This window comes from Bradyrhizobium murdochi (assembly GCF_000472965.1).
In the GTDB taxonomy this organism is placed as follows: Bacteria; Pseudomonadota; Alphaproteobacteria; order Rhizobiales; family Xanthobacteraceae; genus Bradyrhizobium; species Bradyrhizobium murdochi.
This window is the reverse complement of record NZ_AXAU01000011.1, coordinates 188,915-204,718: the sequence shown is the minus strand read 5'-3', so window position 1 is coordinate 204,718 and position 15,804 is coordinate 188,915. Positions and strand designations below refer to the sequence as shown.

At 62.5% G+C, this 15,804-nt stretch carries 17 protein-coding genes; 7 read left to right on the top strand and 10 right to left on the bottom strand.

The window, feature by feature from the left end; translation table 11 throughout:
- Positions 1-39: 39 nt before the first annotated feature.
- On the top strand, positions 40-357 hold the full coding sequence (locus YUO_RS0121675; RefSeq protein WP_028349159.1) for a hypothetical protein: 318 nt from the start codon (positions 40-42) through the stop codon (positions 355-357).
- 76 nt (positions 358-433) lie between these two features.
- Here the strand turns inward: YUO_RS0121675 and YUO_RS0121670 are convergent, their stop codons facing one another.
- Both YUO_RS0121670 and YUO_RS0121665 read right to left on the bottom strand, forming a co-directional pair.
- Positions 434-646, bottom strand: coding sequence for a hypothetical protein (locus YUO_RS0121670; RefSeq protein ID WP_051379564.1), 213 nt, complete (start codon positions 644-646; stop codon positions 434-436).
- Between the two features lie 370 nt (positions 647-1,016).
- Positions 1,017-1,580, bottom strand: a complete 564-nt coding sequence (locus tag YUO_RS0121665) for a transglutaminase-like cysteine peptidase (RefSeq protein ID WP_430649555.1) — start codon at positions 1,578-1,580, stop codon at positions 1,017-1,019.
- 206 nt (positions 1,581-1,786) lie between these two features.
- On the opposite strand from YUO_RS0121665, the gene YUO_RS46360 reads away from it, so the two are divergent.
- A complete protein-coding gene (locus tag YUO_RS46360; RefSeq protein ID WP_156908712.1) occupies positions 1,787-1,990 on the top strand; it encodes a hypothetical protein in 204 nt (67 codons plus the stop codon).
- On the opposite strand, the gene YUO_RS0121660 is transcribed toward YUO_RS46360, so the two are convergent.
- Together YUO_RS0121660 and YUO_RS0121655 are read right to left on the bottom strand one after the other, a co-directional pair.
- The gene (locus tag YUO_RS0121660) at positions 1,977-2,594 is read right to left on the bottom strand and encodes a PilZ domain-containing protein (protein WP_028349156.1); all 618 of its coding nucleotides are present in this window, start codon (positions 2,592-2,594) and stop codon (positions 1,977-1,979) included. The two genes, YUO_RS46360 and YUO_RS0121660, sit on opposite strands and share 14 nt — an antisense overlap.
- A gap of 96 nt (positions 2,595-2,690) precedes the next feature.
- Entirely contained in the window at positions 2,691-3,854 is a 1,164-nt protein-coding gene (locus YUO_RS0121655; RefSeq protein ID WP_028349155.1) for an MFS transporter, read from the bottom strand.
- Between the two features lie 354 nt (positions 3,855-4,208).
- Between YUO_RS0121655 and YUO_RS0121650 the strand changes: the two genes are divergently transcribed.
- Positions 4,209-4,982, top strand: a complete 774-nt coding sequence (locus YUO_RS0121650) for an enoyl-CoA hydratase-related protein (protein WP_028349154.1) — start codon at positions 4,209-4,211, stop codon at positions 4,980-4,982.
- Between the two features lie 9 nt (positions 4,983-4,991).
- On the opposite strand, the gene YUO_RS0121645 is transcribed toward YUO_RS0121650, so the two are convergent.
- The 5 genes from YUO_RS0121645 to YUO_RS0121620 form a co-directional block, all read right to left on the bottom strand.
- Positions 4,992-5,720 carry an amino acid ABC transporter ATP-binding protein gene (locus YUO_RS0121645; protein WP_028349153.1) on the bottom strand — a complete coding sequence of 243 codons (729 nt, stop codon included), beginning with the start codon at positions 5,718-5,720 and terminating at the stop codon, positions 4,992-4,994.
- Complete coding sequence (locus YUO_RS0121640) at positions 5,707-6,357, bottom strand: amino acid ABC transporter permease (protein WP_028349152.1); 651 nt, start codon at positions 6,355-6,357, stop codon at positions 5,707-5,709. Before YUO_RS0121640 ends, YUO_RS0121645 begins: the two co-directional genes overlap by 14 nt.
- 3 nt (positions 6,358-6,360) lie before the next feature.
- Positions 6,361-7,023: an amino acid ABC transporter permease gene (locus YUO_RS0121635; RefSeq protein WP_028349151.1), complete on the bottom strand. Its 663-nt coding sequence runs from the start codon at positions 7,021-7,023 to the stop codon at positions 6,361-6,363.
- A 19-nt stretch (positions 7,024-7,042) separates the two neighbouring features.
- The gene (locus tag YUO_RS0121630) at positions 7,043-7,822 is read right to left on the bottom strand and encodes a transporter substrate-binding domain-containing protein (RefSeq protein ID WP_035727230.1); all 780 of its coding nucleotides are present in this window, start codon (positions 7,820-7,822) and stop codon (positions 7,043-7,045) included.
- 232 nt (positions 7,823-8,054) lie between these two features.
- Positions 8,055-8,609: a PAS domain-containing protein gene (locus YUO_RS0121620; RefSeq protein ID WP_028349149.1), complete on the bottom strand. Its 555-nt coding sequence runs from the start codon at positions 8,607-8,609 to the stop codon at positions 8,055-8,057.
- Positions 8,610-9,210: 601 nt separating this feature from the next.
- Here YUO_RS0121620 and YUO_RS0121615 point away from each other — a divergent pair.
- Complete coding sequence (locus YUO_RS0121615) at positions 9,211-10,008, top strand: rhomboid family intramembrane serine protease (RefSeq protein ID WP_028349148.1); 798 nt, start codon at positions 9,211-9,213, stop codon at positions 10,006-10,008.
- A gap of 189 nt (positions 10,009-10,197) precedes the next feature.
- Positions 10,198-10,626, top strand: a complete 429-nt coding sequence (locus YUO_RS0121610; protein WP_028349147.1) for a CBS domain-containing protein — start codon at positions 10,198-10,200, stop codon at positions 10,624-10,626.
- A 99-nt stretch (positions 10,627-10,725) separates the two neighbouring features.
- Here the strand turns inward: YUO_RS0121610 and YUO_RS0121605 are convergent, their stop codons facing one another.
- Positions 10,726-11,781 (bottom strand): patatin-like phospholipase family protein, encoded by a 1,056-nt coding sequence (locus tag YUO_RS0121605; RefSeq protein WP_028349146.1) that lies wholly within the window; start codon positions 11,779-11,781, stop codon positions 10,726-10,728.
- 235 nt (positions 11,782-12,016) lie between these two features.
- Here YUO_RS0121605 and YUO_RS0121600 point away from each other — a divergent pair, with 235 nt between their 5' ends.
- Both YUO_RS0121600 and YUO_RS0121595 read left to right on the top strand, forming a co-directional pair.
- Positions 12,017-13,090 carry a hypothetical protein gene (locus tag YUO_RS0121600; protein ID WP_028349145.1) on the top strand — a complete coding sequence of 358 codons (1,074 nt, stop codon included), beginning with the start codon at positions 12,017-12,019 and terminating at the stop codon, positions 13,088-13,090.
- 165 nt (positions 13,091-13,255) lie between these two features.
- Positions 13,256-15,736 (top strand): EAL domain-containing protein, encoded by a 2,481-nt coding sequence (locus YUO_RS0121595; protein ID WP_028349144.1) that lies wholly within the window; start codon positions 13,256-13,258, stop codon positions 15,734-15,736.
- The last annotated feature ends 68 nt before the right edge of the window (positions 15,737-15,804 follow it).

The window sequence follows — 15,804 nt, the reverse complement described above, 5'->3', positions numbered from 1 at the left end:
GGGCGCGAAGCGCCTTCTATCTTTAGGGAGGATGAACCGATGATCGATCAGACGGACAATGTCTTTGACCTGAATGCCGTTCTGCATCCGGCGACCGTGTTCGACCATCCGCGCGATGTGGTCGCCGACGCGACACTGTCGCTGAGCGAAAAGCGCGCTATCCTGGCGTCCTGGGCCTCAGATGCGGCGGCCGTGACTTCGAATCCCGCGCTGCGCGAGCTGGCGGGCGCGAGGCGCCTCGTGACCATCGATGAGGTTCTCGAAGCGCTTTCGATGCTCGACCGCAAACCGCCGGGATCGCCAGGCGGCAAGCCGATGCGGCGAAAATCGACCTCGCGCGTAGCGCTAGCGGCGTAGTCGTCAGATCAAAACACGATAACGCGCGGCGGCCCAGGGGCCGTCGCGGTTCATTTGCGCCTCATCGAAATCGCCGTCAGGCCGATTTGCGGTGGACCATCTCCATCAGGGCTCGATCAGCCACAGCCTTCAGGCCGCCGAGAGTGGTATTTCCCTTCCTGGCAGCTTGAATGAGTTTCGTGGCAATCTTTTTTCGGGTTTCGTGGTCGCCGCCGTGCTTCAATCCCCTGCAAGCTTCTTCCAGAACCACATCCAGAGTTGCCGCGGTACGGTCGTCCACATGGATCATCTTGGGCCTCCAGCCGACGAAAAATTGAGGACCAATTTGAGCGACAAGCCGGCGGTCCTGTCTGTCTGCTGGTGAGCATATAGGTGATTTAAATGCTCTCAACTTGCCTAAAGGTCATCCCTTATCGAAATACCACACAGCGCCGCTGCCGCGCTTGAGCCTCGGTTGAAACCAGTCAGCCTGCAGCAAATGCAAACCCTGCATGAGCTGGCGACCCGATCAGCACCGTGTACTTTCCGGACGGGCGAGTGAAAGGCCGCAAAAAAGTTGCGGCCAGGCTTTGGGGGAAGCCTGGCCGCGCGCGAACCGGTCTGGGACGGGGAGGGGTGGGGATGTGACCGGGTCGCGGGTCGGTAAATTCCTTCTCTCGTTATCGATCGCGTGACGAGGCAGTGGCGACCGCCGGGCGGCTGTCACCGAGCGAGACCCAGATGTTCGGGTCGCTCTGTGACTGACGCTTGACGAAGCGGTAGCCGGTCTCGGTCCAGGCCAGGACGTTTTCGTTCTGGTTATCGAGAACGAACTCGCCCTTGTCGGTCTTCACCGTCAGCACTGCGTGGCCTTCGCCCTTCTTGTCGCGCACCACCGTGATCAGCAGCGCCTCGCGCGGCCATCCGGCGTCGATCAACATCTTGCGCTTCAGAAGCACATAGTCCTCGCAGTCACCGTAACCGTCCGTCGGCAACGACCATTTCTCGATCACGCCCCAATGATCCATGTCGGTGATCGGCTTGATGGCCTCGTTGACCCACTTGTTGACCCGCAGCAGATCCCGCCAAGCCGTCTGCGACATCACGATGTCGCGCGGCTGTGAAGCTCCGCCGCGGCACTCGCCCGTGTTTTCGGCGCAGAATTCGACCCAGCCGATCGGCGAACGCGCAGTGTCGCCCAGGCTGGCATAGAGCGCGTCGCCGGCTTTCGCCGAGACGCTCATCGAAGCGTTCATCCCTATCAGGACGGCGATAACCGCCAGTCCCTTCCCCTGTCCCCTGAACAACATAGTGGCCCCTGTTTCTTGTTGGGACCACGTTTCGCACAAAGGATTTGCGCCGCCGCTAAGTCAGGCAAGTACATTTGACGTGAATACTAGTAAAGCTAGCGGCGAATTCGATCTATACTTGAATCGAATTCGAATAAAATTTGAAACAACTGCAATTGATTCAAACTTTACGGATTAACTCCTGTGGCGCTGCAATAGCAGGGGATGCGCCGGCAAAAGCGCTCCGCATTAACCGACCTTGGCGGGTGCCGGACGGTGAAAAGGCGGCATCCGGCAACCCGAATACCGCCTTGGAGGCTGAAAAATCAGGGAATTTTGGCGGCTGGCGCTTTACCGCGCGGTAACCGCGTCTTCGAGCGTCTCGGCGACTTGCTCGTGGATGAACTCGAGCGCAAAGCCTTCTTCGAGGTTTCGTACCACGCGGGACTGCACCTTGCCGAGCATGACCAGCGACTTCAGCGGCGGGCGGTTCTCCGCGGCGATCGCAGCACCCGACAGCGACAGGTCGATGATGCGGCAGGTCATCTTGCTGCCGTCCTCGAGGGTCAGTAGCGCGATCGGGTTGCGCGGCACGATACGGTCGTGGCGGCGGTCTTCGGGCAGATTGAGGATATCGCGGTTGGCGAGCCAGGTGAGCTGGGCGGCGAGCTTGTCGCGCTTGCGCGCGGTGGCGCCGACCGTCATGGCAAAACCATTGTCGATAATACGGGTGATTTTGCCCTCGACGCGGCCGATATGGTCGAGATAGGCGATCACGCGGTCGCCGACATTGCCGATGCCGGGCGCCAGCAGCGCCAGTCCCCCCGGCGACATGTTAATAATCTGGCAAGGAAATTCGCGGCGATCCGGCAGCATGTAGCGGCCGAGCAGGTGAACCTTGACGCGCTGGAAGCGCCGCCGCTCCTCCGCGGACGGCACAGTGGTAGTTTTCTTTTGCGCAAACGACATCTTCGCCACCAGACAGCCGGTCCTTCGGCGTCAGGAAGACCCTAAGGCCGACAGGGTTAACGATGTGTTAGCGCCGGTTACATGAGCGGTAGGCCTTCACGCGGCCTGTGGTCGCGGCGCAACAATCCGGTTGTATCCCCATAACAATACGGGACAGGCAAGCAGGGCCACCGTCGCGAAGTCGAATGCCGCCGCCGCGCTGCCGGTCCATTTGGCGATGGCGCCGGCAACCGCCGGGCCAAGCATCATCGCGGCGTAATAAAAGGTGTAAAAGATGCCCATCCCGATCGCACGCGTCTGGGGCTGCAACACGCGAGCCGGCAGGCTCATGATCGGGCCCGAGGCCAGGGCGCTGATCGAGCCGATCGCAATCACAACCGGAATCACCGGCGCGCTGCGAGGCAGCACCAGCATCAACAACGCGAACAGGGTGCATCCGACGACGAGCACCGATTGCGGCCGCTTGGTCCAATCGGCCAGAAATCCGCCGGCCGTTCCGCTCAGCGCCGCGAGCCACAGCACGATGCTGATTGCCGAGCCCGCCGCCGTGATCGACCAGCCGCGTTCGACCAGAAGCGTGGGGCCGAAACTGAAAATCATCGCGAAGCCGATGTTGAAGAGACCCCAGATAAGACCAGCGATGATCACGGCGAACAAGGTGTTGCGGTCGAGCCGTGAGGCGGCTGAAGGCGCGGCTGCTGAAGTTGACGGCGATCGATAGGCGACAACAAGAAGCAGGATAGCGAGGCCGATCAGCGCGGCAACCGAAAGATAGACCGCGCTGACGCCATAGCCGGTACCGATTGCGGGCAGGGTCAAAAGCGAGATGGCAACGCCGGCCGGCCACGAATTGATGAAGATCGCCATCGCGGTTGCGATTTCCTTGCCGGCGAACCAGTCGGTGACCATTTTCGCCATCAGGACATTGAGCAGGACGCCGCCACCGCCGGCGATCAGCCGTCCTGCAATTTGCCAGCTCCAGGAATCCGAGGCCACCATGGCGAATTGCCCGATCAACATCAGCAACAGTGCGCCTGACACGGTGGCCTTGTCGCCAAGCCTTTTTCCGATCGCGCCGCCTGGTAGCGACAGCGCGACTCCCGGCGTGAAATAGAGGCCGATCAGGAGTCCGATATCGGCAAGGCTGGCATCGAATTTGGTGCCGAGCAGTGGCGCAACTGCAGCGACGCTCTGAAACTGGAACGCCATGGAGAGCCGCACCGTGAACAGAACGGCTAGAATGCCCCAGCGATTGCTCAACGCTCGCTCCTCGACCGGGTAGACCAACACTGCGCCGATACTGGCGCAATGATTGCGGTGTCGCCTATTTCTGTACCAGTTGATTTAGGTCCTGCTTAATCGTGCTCAGCAGCGATTCCAGCCGTTCTTGCCGGAATGCCGGTTGCTCAGGCGCGGCTTCAGCTAGGCCACCGCCAGAAAAATTACGCAGAAAATACCGATCTCAAACATCGCTCACGTCCAATGGGCCAAGTATCGCTGGGAACAGAGATTTTGGTCAAGTCTGCACAAGGCGATTGTTGCGCGCGGTGGCATTAGGGTTACTCTCGCGCTCGGCCGGGCCCGGCCGAAATTGCTAGCGGACGGAGGAAGGGGATGCCCGGAGTGAAGCGAGAGCACGACGGCAACGTCGCCGTGCTGATACTGGACGAGCCCGACACCCTGAACGCAATGACGCCCGCTCTGCTGGGGGACCTTGCGGTTGCCATTGGTGAAGCTAATGCTGATCCGCAGGTGAGGGCGTTGGTGCTGACGGGCGCCGGGCGTGGCTTCTGCTCGGGCCAGAATCTCAAGGCGGCGCAAATCCTGGGCGACGACATCGCGGCCGGCGTGATGAAATATTACTGGCCGGCGTTCAAGGCACTACGCGAATGCCGCGTGCCGGTCGTGGTCGCGGTCAACGGCGTGGCGGCCGGCGGCGGATTCAGCCTTGCGATGGCGGGCGACATGATTGTTGCCGCGCGTTCGGCTCGCTTCATTCAGGTGTTCAGCCGCATCGCGCTGGTCCCCGATCTCGGCTCGACCTGGCTGTTGCCGCGCCTCGTCGGCCGGCAACGCGCGCTCGAATTGATGATGACCAACGAGCCGCTGTCTGCCGACCTGGCAAGGGAATGGGGATTGGTCCGCGAAGTGTTCGACGATGCGGCGCTTCGTGACGGGGCGCTTGAGCTGGCGCGCCGGCTCGCTGATGGCCCGACGCGGGCGCTGGTCGCGACGCGCCGTCTGATCGACGAGAGCGAACACGCCACCTATGCCGACCAGTTCCGCCGCGAGATCGAAACGCAGGCGGAAATTCGCCTGAGTGCGGACGCGGTGGAAGGGCGCAATGCCTTCCTCGAGAAACGTGCGGCGGTGTTTACCGGACGCTGAGGCCGAAACTCAACCGACCTGGCCGACGAACTGCTGCAGTTCCGGGGTTCGCGGGGCGGCGAAGACCTCTTTCGGCGCGCCTTCCTCATGCACCTTGCCGTGGTGCATGAAGACGAGCTTGGTGCCGACGTCGCGGGCGAAGCGCATCTCGTGCGTCACCAGAATGAGCGTCATACCCTCGCGCGCCAATTGCTCGACCACGCGCAGCACCTCGTTGACCAGTTCGGGGTCGAGAGCGGACGTGATCTCATCGCACAGCAACACCTTCGGCCGCATCGCCAGCGATCGCGCGATCGCGACGCGCTGCTGCTGGCCGCCGGAAAGCTCGCTCGGATAGGCGTCCATCTTTTCCGACAGACCCACCTTCGCCAGCACTTCGGCGGCGGTGGCGCGGGCCTCGGCCTTCGATACCTTATTGACGACGGTGGGCGCCAGCATCACGTTCTCGGCGGCCGTCAGGTGCGGAAACAGGTTGAACTGCTGGAACACCATGCCGACATGGCGGCGCAGTTCGCGCAGGTTGGTGTTGGCGCCGGCGACCTCGATGCCATCAGCGACGATGCTGCCGGATTGATAGGTCTCCAGGCCGTTGATGCAGCGGAGCAGGGTGCTCTTGCCGGAGCCGGAGCGGCCGATGATCGCCACCGCGTCGCCCTTGGCGATGTCGAGCGAGACGCCTTTCAGCACCTCATTCGGGCCAAAACTCTTCCTGACGTCACGGATGCTAACGAGCGACATTGAGGCGGCCTTCGATTTTCTTCGCCCACCAGGACAGCGGGAAACACAGACAGAAATAGATCAGCGCGACCAGCGAGTAGACCAGGAACGGGCGGAAGGTCGCGTTGTTGAGCATGGTGCCGGCCTTGGTCAGTTCGACGAAGCCGATGATCGAAGCGAGTGCGGTGCCCTTGATCACCTGGACCGAAAACCCCACCGTCGGCGCCACCGCGATGCGCGAGGCCTGTGGCAGGATGACGTAGCGCATCTGTTCGATGTAGCTGAGGGCGAGGCTGGAGGAGGCCTCCCATTGGCCCTTCGGGATCGCTTCGACGCAGCCGCGCCAGATCTCGGTCAGGAACGCGCTGGTCCAGAACGTCAGCGCCAGCGTCGCGGCCATCCACGGCGAAACCTCGACGCCAAACAGCGCGATGCCGAAGAAGAACAGGAACAACTGCATCAATAGCGGCGTGCCCTGGAAGAACTCGATATAGATCTTGGTGAACCATTCCAGCGGCGCGATCCGCGAGGTGCGCATGAACAGCAGCACCAGTCCGACGATGCCGCCGCAGAAGAAGGCGATCAGCGACAGCACGATGGTCCACTGCGTGGCGATCAAGAGGTTGGAGAGGATGTCCCAGAAGCTGAACTGCAGCATGGTTCACCTCGCCTTGAAGATGACGCGACCGAGCGCCCGCAAGAGCGAACGCGTCAGCATCGCCAGCAGGAGGTAGGCCAGCGCGACCAACAGGTAGACTTCGAAGTTGCGGAAGTTTCGTGAGGCGATGTAGTTCGCGGCATAGGTGAGGTCTTCCGCCGAAATCTGCGACACCACCGCCGAGCCCAGCATCACGATGATGATCTGTGACGACAGCGCCGGATAGATTTTTCGGAACGCCTGATTCAGCACGATGTGGCGCAGCACCTCCCATTTGCTCATCGCAAGGCTCAGGCCGGCCTCGATATGGCCCTTCGGAACCGCCTCGATGCCGGCGCGGATGATCTCGGTCGAGTAGGCGCCGAGATTGATCACCATGGCGAGGAAGGCGGCGGTGGTCTCGCTGAGTTTCAGCCCGAGCGCCGGCAGGCCGAAGAAGATGAAGAACAACTGCACGATGAACGGCGTGTTGCGGATCAATTCGACGTAAACAGCGACGATACGGCCCAGCCAGCCGGGTCCGAAGGTGCGCGCCGCGGCGCCCGCAGTGCCGACCGCGATGCCGACGACCGTCGACACGATCGTCAGCACGATCGTGAAGACCAGCCCATACAGCAGGACGTTCCAGTAGGGCAGCAGTTCGGCGAATTGCAGCTTGTAAGACACTGCGCGCCTCGGCGTTACGTCAGAAGCCGGGCGGTAGCGGTGCTTTCAGCCACTTCTCCGACAGTTTGCCGATCTCGCCAGATGCCTTCGCCTTGGTGATGATCTCGTTGACCTTGGCGAGCAGCGCCGGCTCGTTCTTGTTGAGCCCGACGTAGCAGGGGCTGTCCTTGATCACGAATTTCAAGGTCGGCGCGCGGGCCGGAACCTTCTCGGCGATCGCGGCCGCGACCGTGTTGCCGGTGGCGATCAGGTCGACCTGGCCGGACACGAAGGCCGCGATGGTCGCGTTGTTGTCCTCGAAACGCTTGATGGTCGCATCCGGCGGCGCCGAGGCGGTCAGCGCCTGCTCCTCGATCGCGCCGCGGGTGGCGCCGATGGTCTTGCCCTTGAGATCGGCCGCGCTTGTCACCGTGATCGCCTTGGTGCCGAACACGCCGGAGAAGAACGGTGCATAGGCGATCGAGAAGTCGATGACCTTTTCGCGCTCCTCGTTCTTGCCGAGGCTGGAAATCACCAGATCGGCCTTGTTGGTCTGCAAATAGGGAATGCGGTTGGCGCTGGTCACCGGAATGATTTCGGTCTTCACCCCGAGTTCCTTGCCGATCAGATTGGCCATGTCGATGTCGTAGCCCTGCGGCTTGAGATCGAGCCCGGCGGAGCCGAACGGCGCAAAATCCTGCGGCACGGCGATCTTGATCACCTTGGACTTCATGATCGAATCGAGGGCGTCGGCATGGGCCTGCGTCGCCACCGCGGCAGTGGCAATTGCGGCGGCAAGCACCAATCTCTTGAACAGCATACTTTTGGATCTCCGAGGTTACGGCAAATACGCGCCTCCGAGATTTTCTCTCGGTGCGTCTCATTCAGCGGATGTGGCCCGGCTCCACGTCGTGGTTCGACCCTGCCTGACGCCTCGCATTTAGGCAATGCTTGGCCGTGCTCTTTTTGAAGGCTTTCTCTGGGCCGTTTTTGAGCATGATTACGTGACCATGCGGTGGGCTGCAGCCTTCGACATGCCCGACGGTTCGTGACTACCGCAGGCCCTCATACACCATGAAGCCGCGCGCGATCGCGAGCTTGCGCAAGGCGCGCGGGACGAATTTTTGCGGCCGATGCAGATAGCGCCACGACGTCACCTTGAAATCCCTGATCGTGCCGAGATCGCTTTCGAATGGCGCCAGCAATCCGGTCAGGCTGATCGGCGCATGCGCGCGGTTGTTGAAAGGCAGCAGCAGCAACTCCAGATGCGCCGTTGTACCATCTTGCGAAGTCGCGGTGATGCCGGCAATCGCCGCCAGCATTTCTTCGGCGACGTAGCTGATGATGTCCTCGATTTCGCGGCGGCTGTCCGGAGTGAACAGCGCCGAGAAACTCGTGTCCTTCAGGTCGTGGCCGAGCAGGGCGCAGACCCGCGTTCCGGCGACACGAAACGGATAGCCGGCCTCGTTGTCGTAGGACAGCACGAAGATGTCGCCGAGCAGCTCGCGCACCGCGCCGGGTTCGATCTCGCTACGGTCCGGTGCTCGCGCGTCGCCGCGTTTCGCGTCCCAATAGGCGAAGAACTCGCGGCTCGATGGGTGTTTCATGCTGACCTTTCCCCGGCTTGCCTTGGCGGGACACATCTGTCCCGCTTTTGCGCAACACGCCTTCCCTTGTTCGTTGTGCAGGACAGGCTGTGCAGCGTCCATGCCGGGGACGCGATTCGGCCGCGTGGGGCGCGGCTTTGCGTTGTTAACGTTAAATTAACTATGAGGTTGGCGGTGGCGCCGCGGCGCGCTTAATGTGGAACGCATCAGGCAGCTCCGGCTTATCTGTCCGGCGCGGTTGGTACACAGGTGGCATCAAACAGTTTGGTCATCGCGCGGGGAGGGGGCGGGGATGTGATCCCGGCTCCGGGCGCGAAAAGGCCAGCAAGACAAGGGAGAGCTTTCTCAGAGCTCTCCCTTTTTCTTTTGCAGTCTGCTTTTGCAGTCTCGTGTTCCGGACGCGGCGCAGCGCCTCTTGGCGGTGCGACGCAGAGCCGGGACCCGCCGCAGCAGCCTGGGTCCCGGCTCTGCGTCGCGTCACTGCGTGCCGCGCCGCGTCCGGGACACGGGAATAGCTGCGATTGTGCACTTGCACAGGGCGGGCAAAGCCGCCTATCTGGGCCCATACGACTCGAAGCCGCCAGCTAAGGTCCTGGACCCCTTGGAATCCCAGTCTTACTCATCCCCGGTCGAGCCGCCGGACGCCCCGCACGAGCCGATCTTGACGTTACCGGGCGCGCTCACGGCCTATATCGCATTGATCGCTGCGATTCATTTGCGGGTGCTGCTGCCGGTTGATCTGGAGAACTGGACCATCGACGTCTTCGGCTTCATTCCGAAGCGCTACGACTCTAACTTACTCAACATCACCTTTCCCGGCGGGGAGGGCGCCAAGGTATGGACCTTCGTCACCTATTCGCTGCTGCATGCCAATCTCAGCCATATCGGTTTCAACCTGTTGTGGCTGTTGCCGTTCGGCAGCGCGCTGGCGCGCCGGTTCGGTGCCGTCAGGTTCTTCGTCTTCATGGCGGTGACAGCCGCGGCGGGCGCCATGGCGCATCTCGTCACCCATGAACACACGATCGCGCCAATGATCGGCGCTTCGGCCTCGGTATCCGGCGCCATGGCCGCCGCCATCCGGTTTGCCTTCGTGCGGGGAAGTTTTCTTTCGTTCCACCGGGGCGATGCGGATGCCGCCGCGAAGGTTCCGGCGCTGTCGCTTTCCCGGGCGTTGCGCAACGCGCGCGTGCTCGGATTTCTGGCGGTGTGGTTCGGCGTCAACATCATCTTCGGCCTCGGATCAATCTCGATCGGCGCGGAAGGCGCCAGTGTTGCCTGGCAGGCGCATATCGGCGGATTTCTCGCCGGCCTGATGCTGTTTTCGCTGTTCGATCCGGTACCGCGTGCGACGCCGCATGCCGCGGATGCTTCATCGCCGGACGAATCTGGCCGCGTCTGATCGCCGCTTGCGGCGAGGGGCGATTTCATTCATCATCCGCACTGGTTGTAACGCAAGCCAATGCCGCTGCCATGGATGACAGCCGCGCTTGTAGACCGCGCCTTGAGACGAAACCGGCGCGGAACTGTTGATTGAAGACTCACGAACAAGTCCGGCCCCTTGGGCACGAACGGATTCAGGGAGGCGACAATGACGGTACGTTCAATTCTCGACACCAAGGGCCATCAGATCACGAGCATCGAGCCGGACGCCAAGCTTTCGGCCGCGATCAAGATCCTTGGCGAACGCAAGATCGGCGCCGTGCTGGTGATGAACCAGGGACGCGTGGAGGGGATCCTTTCGGAGCGCGATATTGTCCGTGTGTTGGGCGAGCGCGGCGCCAGGGTGCTCGAGGAGCCGGTCAGCGAGGTCATGACGACCAAGGTCGTGAGTTGCCGACAGTCCGACACCGTCGCAGGGATCATGGAAATGATGACGCTCGGCAAGTTCAGGCATCTGCCCGTTATCGAGGAGGGCAAGGTGGTTGGCCTGATATCGATCGGCGACATCGTCAAGCGCCGTGTCCAGGAATATGAGGCCGAGCAGGAAGCGCTGCGCGACTACATCAAGACGGCGTGAGCTTGTTTTGGTGCGTTTTCTTGGCGTGAACTTCTTGGCGTGAACCGGTGACCCCCCTCGGATCACGTCCGAGGGCATGCTTGGTTTGAGAGCGCTACGCTATTCCTTGTCGGGCTTTTCGAGCGCCTTCTCGGCGTCGATCTGTGGCGGCGCCAGGATATGGATCGCCTCCTGGATCGAGTCGATCGCCCGCTCGGCCGCTTTCGCGCCGTGAGCGATCAGATCGTCAGCGCGATGAAAATCGAACCAGCCGATCTTGCCGACGCGGGGCGAGATCAGGAGGTCCGGCGGATCGCCGGCAAGGCGAGCGCGGGTGATGCGGTCCTGCATGATGTTGAAGGCATCGACCATGACCGACGAGATGCCTGGCCGCCCGCCGCCGCCGAAGAATTCACGCTTCATCGTGCGCTCGGCGGAGAAGAATTTTCCGATGCCGCGTTTGCGCGGCTCGGGTTCGGGCAGCGCTTCCGGCATAACTGTGACCGAGACGCCCGGCGTGGGGCCGTGGGAATAGACCGTTGTGGCGTGCGCGAAGACGTCGCTGGAAAGATTGGCAGCGATCACGATTTCCGCGCCGAGCGCGCGCGCCGCCGACACCGGCACCGGATTGACCAGGGCGCCGTCGACCAGCCAGCGGTCGCCAACCAGGATCGGCGAGAATATTCCCGGCAGCGCGTAAGAGGCGCGCATCGCGTCCACCATGGGGCCATGGGTCAGCCAGATTTCGTGGCCGGTGCGCACTTCGGTAGCGACGGTGGCGAATTTCACCGGCAGATCCTCGATCAGGCTTTGGCCGAGCGCCGCCTCCAGTTGGGCCGCAAGCTTCGCGCCGCCGATCAGGCCCGAACCGTTCAGGCGGATATCGAGATAGGAGAGGACCGTTCGCGGCTGCAGGCTGCGTGCCCATTCTTCCAGCGTGTCGAGATGTCCGGCAGCAAAAGCGCCGCCGACCACGGCACCGATCGACGTTCCCACCACGACGTTGGGCATGATTCCGTGAGCCACCAGCGTCCGGACGATGCCGATATGGGCAAAGCCGCGTGCGGCGCCGCCACCCAGCGCAAGTCCGATCACTGGCCGGCGGATACTGCCGAGCCCTACCTTGTCTTGGGCATCGGCGCTTTTCTGGCCGCGGCCCATCCAGCTATCCAACACGCATGCTCTCCGGCTTCAACGATAACCGCCGCGGCGCCGCCGCGCCAGAATTGTCCATTCCAATCCGGATGCATGGTTTATGCCCGGCGAATGCCGGCCTAGGCAGGGAATGTGACTGGACCACGACCGCTGGATTAACATTGGGTCTCGGTGCGGGTTCCGCCAGCTAGCGCCGCTCGCCAAACTTCGGCCACGAAGGCTTGAATTTGCCGCGTTTTAAGTGAAAAGCATGGCGATGATTTCGGGCGGCAACGGTATCGTAGGATGCGGGCGGGGCAGACGGCCTTTTCCGGCGCTGGCGGTCGCCTTCACGCTGGTTGCTTTGCTTCTTCCAGCCCCGGTCTCGGCCCAGTGGTTCTCGGACCGCCCGCCACCGGTGCCGCCCGCCGTGGTTCCGGACACTCAGACCGGGCCTGCCATGAATCTGGCGCCGCCATCGGGGACGGGGGCGATTCCACCGCTTCCCGCGCCGCTGAACCAGCCGACCATCGTTCAGCCACAAGTCACCGCCGTGCCGCCGGTGGTACCGCCGCCGGGTGCGGCCACTGCAGGTCAGGGGGTGCTATCGCTGACGGCGCGCTACGGCAAGGATCTGCCTGTCATCAACGGCGGACTGGTGTGGCGGGTATTTGCCGACAAGCCCGACGATACCGGCACGTTCAAGCTGATCCGCGAGGAGCGCGGCGCGACCCCGAACATCGTGCTCCCGCCCGGCAATTACGTCGTTCATGTGGCTCTCGGCCTGGTCAGCGCGGTGCGGGCGGTGAGCCTGAAAGCCGAGACGGACCGCGTGGCTTTCGTGCTTCCGGCCGGCGGACTGCGCATCGAAGGCCGCGTCGGCACCAGCAAGATTCCTCCTAACCAGATCTCGTTCGCGATCTACAAGGGCAGCCAATTCGAAGGCTCCGAACGCACCCCGCTGCTTCCGAACGTCGCCGCGGGCGACGTCGCGCTGCTACCGGAGGGTACCTACTACATCATCTCCAACTATGGCGATGCCAATTCGGTGGTGCGTTCCGACATCCGCGTCCAGGCCAGCAAGCTGACGGACGTGACCGTCTCCCACCGCGCGGCGGTGATTACGCTGAAGCTGGTCAGCGACAGGGGCGGCGAGGCGCTCGCCAACACCGCATGGTCGGTGATCACGCCGGGCGGCGACGTCATCAAGGAATCGATCGGCGCGTTTCCGCGTGTGGTGCTGTCCGAAGGCGAGTACCGGGCGATTGCCAAGAACGAAGGCAAGGTGTTCGAGCGCTCCTTCAACGTCGTCAACGGCGTCGACGGCGAGGTCGAGGTCGTGGCGCGCTGACCGTTTGCGCGTTTGACTGTCATAGTCTCTAATGCCGACTAACCATCGCGCAATTTAAAACTGTCATAATCGCCATATCGGCGTACCGCTGCTGCAATTTTTACACGGCCTTAAACCCGGCTGCATTGGATGCCGCGGGATTGAGTGCGCGTAGCAGGGCAGGTCATGGTTGCGGCCAACAAATCGTCGAAAAAAACGTCAGAGAAATTCAACACCGCGATGTTCGCCGACGTCCCGGTCCTGAAGCGCAAATGGCACGCCGCATTGCGTCCGGGCGACAGGCTGCCATGCTATGAAGATGTCATGCTCGGCAGCCTCGGCCGGCTGGCGGATCACATCGTGCTGCTGCGGAGCGACAACGACACGCTCGCTGTCTTGCATACCGGCCGTTACGTCCAGCAATGGCTGGCTGATGCTCGCTGGGACATTTCCTTAAGTGCATTGCCGCCCGATTGCGCGACCGCGCTCGGCGAGGCGGCATCCAACGCGCTGCAGAACGGTCGTCCGTACCTCGCCACGGCGCATTGCGTGCGCGATGGGCTGGTTCGGACCTATGACGTGCTGGCGCTGCCGACGTCGTCACGCTGGGGTACCACTCTGGTCGGCGCCTACGTCAACGAGCGCGACGCGCAAATCAACCTGCTGGACACGATCTTCTCCGCGACCGACGAGGGCGTGCTATCGCTGGCGGCTATTCGCGATGCGGACGGGCAGCCGTCCGATTTCCAGATCGTCCATCTCAATGAGGGCGCCGCGCGGCTGCTGCGGAAGTCGTCGACGGAATTGTTGTGGCGCAGGCTCGGTGCGGGCGGAAACCTGTTATGCGCGCCGGAGGTGACCGAGCGTCTGCGCGGCATCATCGCCAGCGGCAATGGTGGTCAGATCGAAATCAACAGTGAGGACCGCTGCCTGCGACTGGGCGTGACGGCATTCGGCGACATGCTGTCGCTAACGGTTTCCGACGTCACGGCGCTGAAGCGGAGCGAGGTTTCATTCCGCCTGCTGTTCGACAACAATCCGATGCCGATGTGGGTGTTTGATGCCGAAACGACCCAGTTCCTGAACGTCAACGACGCGGCCGTACGGCATTATGGTTATCCCCGCGAAACCTTCCTGCAGATGCAACTTCGTCAAATCTGGCCGGAGGACGAATGGGCAAGCCACAGCCAGGCGCTGCAGCAAGTCGGCGATGTCTACAATTCGAGCCGCGACTGGCGGCATCTCAAGGCCGACGGCAGCGAAATCCATGTGCTGACGTTTGGGCGGCGCGTCGCCTTCGACGGGCGTGACGGCTATCTGGTCGCTGTGGTCGATATCACCGAGCGCCGCGAGGTGGAGGCACGAATTGCCCACATGGCCCATCATGACGGCCTGACCAACCTGCCTAACCGCGACTTCTATCAAGAGCGCCTTTGCCAGGCCCTGGAGCGGGCGTCCGGCAACAAGCGCGTGGCGGTGCTGTGCGTCGATCTCGACCTGTTCAAGAACGTCAACGATTCATTCGGTCATCCGATGGGTGACCGCCTGCTGAAGCAGGTGGCCGAGCGGCTGAAATCCGAAGTGCGTGGCGACAATCTCGCCGCGCGGCTTGGCGGTGACGAATTCGCCATTGTGCTGGTCTCCGAGGTATCGCCGAACGACGTGAGCGATTTCGCCGACCGGCTGATCGGCGTGTTGAGCGCGCGCTATGACCTTGACGGCATCGAGGTGGTTGTCGGCGCCAGCGTCGGCATTGCGCTATCGCCCGGCGATGGCACGAGCTGCGAGGAATTGATACGCAACGCCGACATGGCGCTCTACCGGGCGAAGTCCGATGGCGGCGGCGTCCACCGCTTCTTCGAGCGCGAGATGGACCGGCAGGCGCAGAGGCGCCGCGATATGGAGCGCGACCTACGCCGTGCCTTCGCCAGTGGCGAATTCGAACTGCACTATCAGCCGCTGGTGGATATCTCGGCCAATCGGATCAGCGGGTTCGAATCGCTGTTGCGCTGGCGTCATCCGGGAAAGGGCATGATTTCTCCGGGCGATTTCATTCCGGTCGCCGAGGATATCGGATTGATCGTGGCGCTCGGCGAGTGGGTGCTTCGCGAAGCCTGTTCCGAAGCGGTGAACTGGCCGGAGGACGTCAAGGTCGCCGTCAATCTGTCGCCGGTCCAGTTTCGCAGCCGCAATCTGGTTCAGGCGGTGATTTCGGCGCTGGCGCATTCCGGCCTGTCGCCGCGCCGGCTCGAACTCGAGATCACCGAATCGGTCTTCCTGGCCGAAACCGAAGCCAATCTGGCGATCCTGCATCAGCTCCGCGAGCTCGGCGTCAGCATATCGATGGACGACTTCGGCACCGGCTATTCGAGCCTGAGCTATCTCAGGAGCTTTCCGTTCGACAAGATCAAGATTGACCGCTCGTTCGTGAAGGACCTCGTCGAGCGGACCGACTGTGTTGCGATCGTGCGCGCCATCTCCGGCCTCGGCCGCAGCCTGAACATCACCACGACGGCCGAAGGCGTCGAGACCGTGGACCAGCTCGACTGGCTGCGCGCCGAAGGCTGTAACGAGGTGCAGGGCTTCTTGTTCGGCGCAGCGAAGCCGGCATCCGAACTGAAGGCGTTGCTGTCCGGTTTTAGCGCCCGCGCTTCGAAGGCGGCGTGAGGTGATACCAACTCGTCATGCCCGGGCTTTGACCCGGGCATCCATCTTCTTCGCAAGAATCTTCTCAC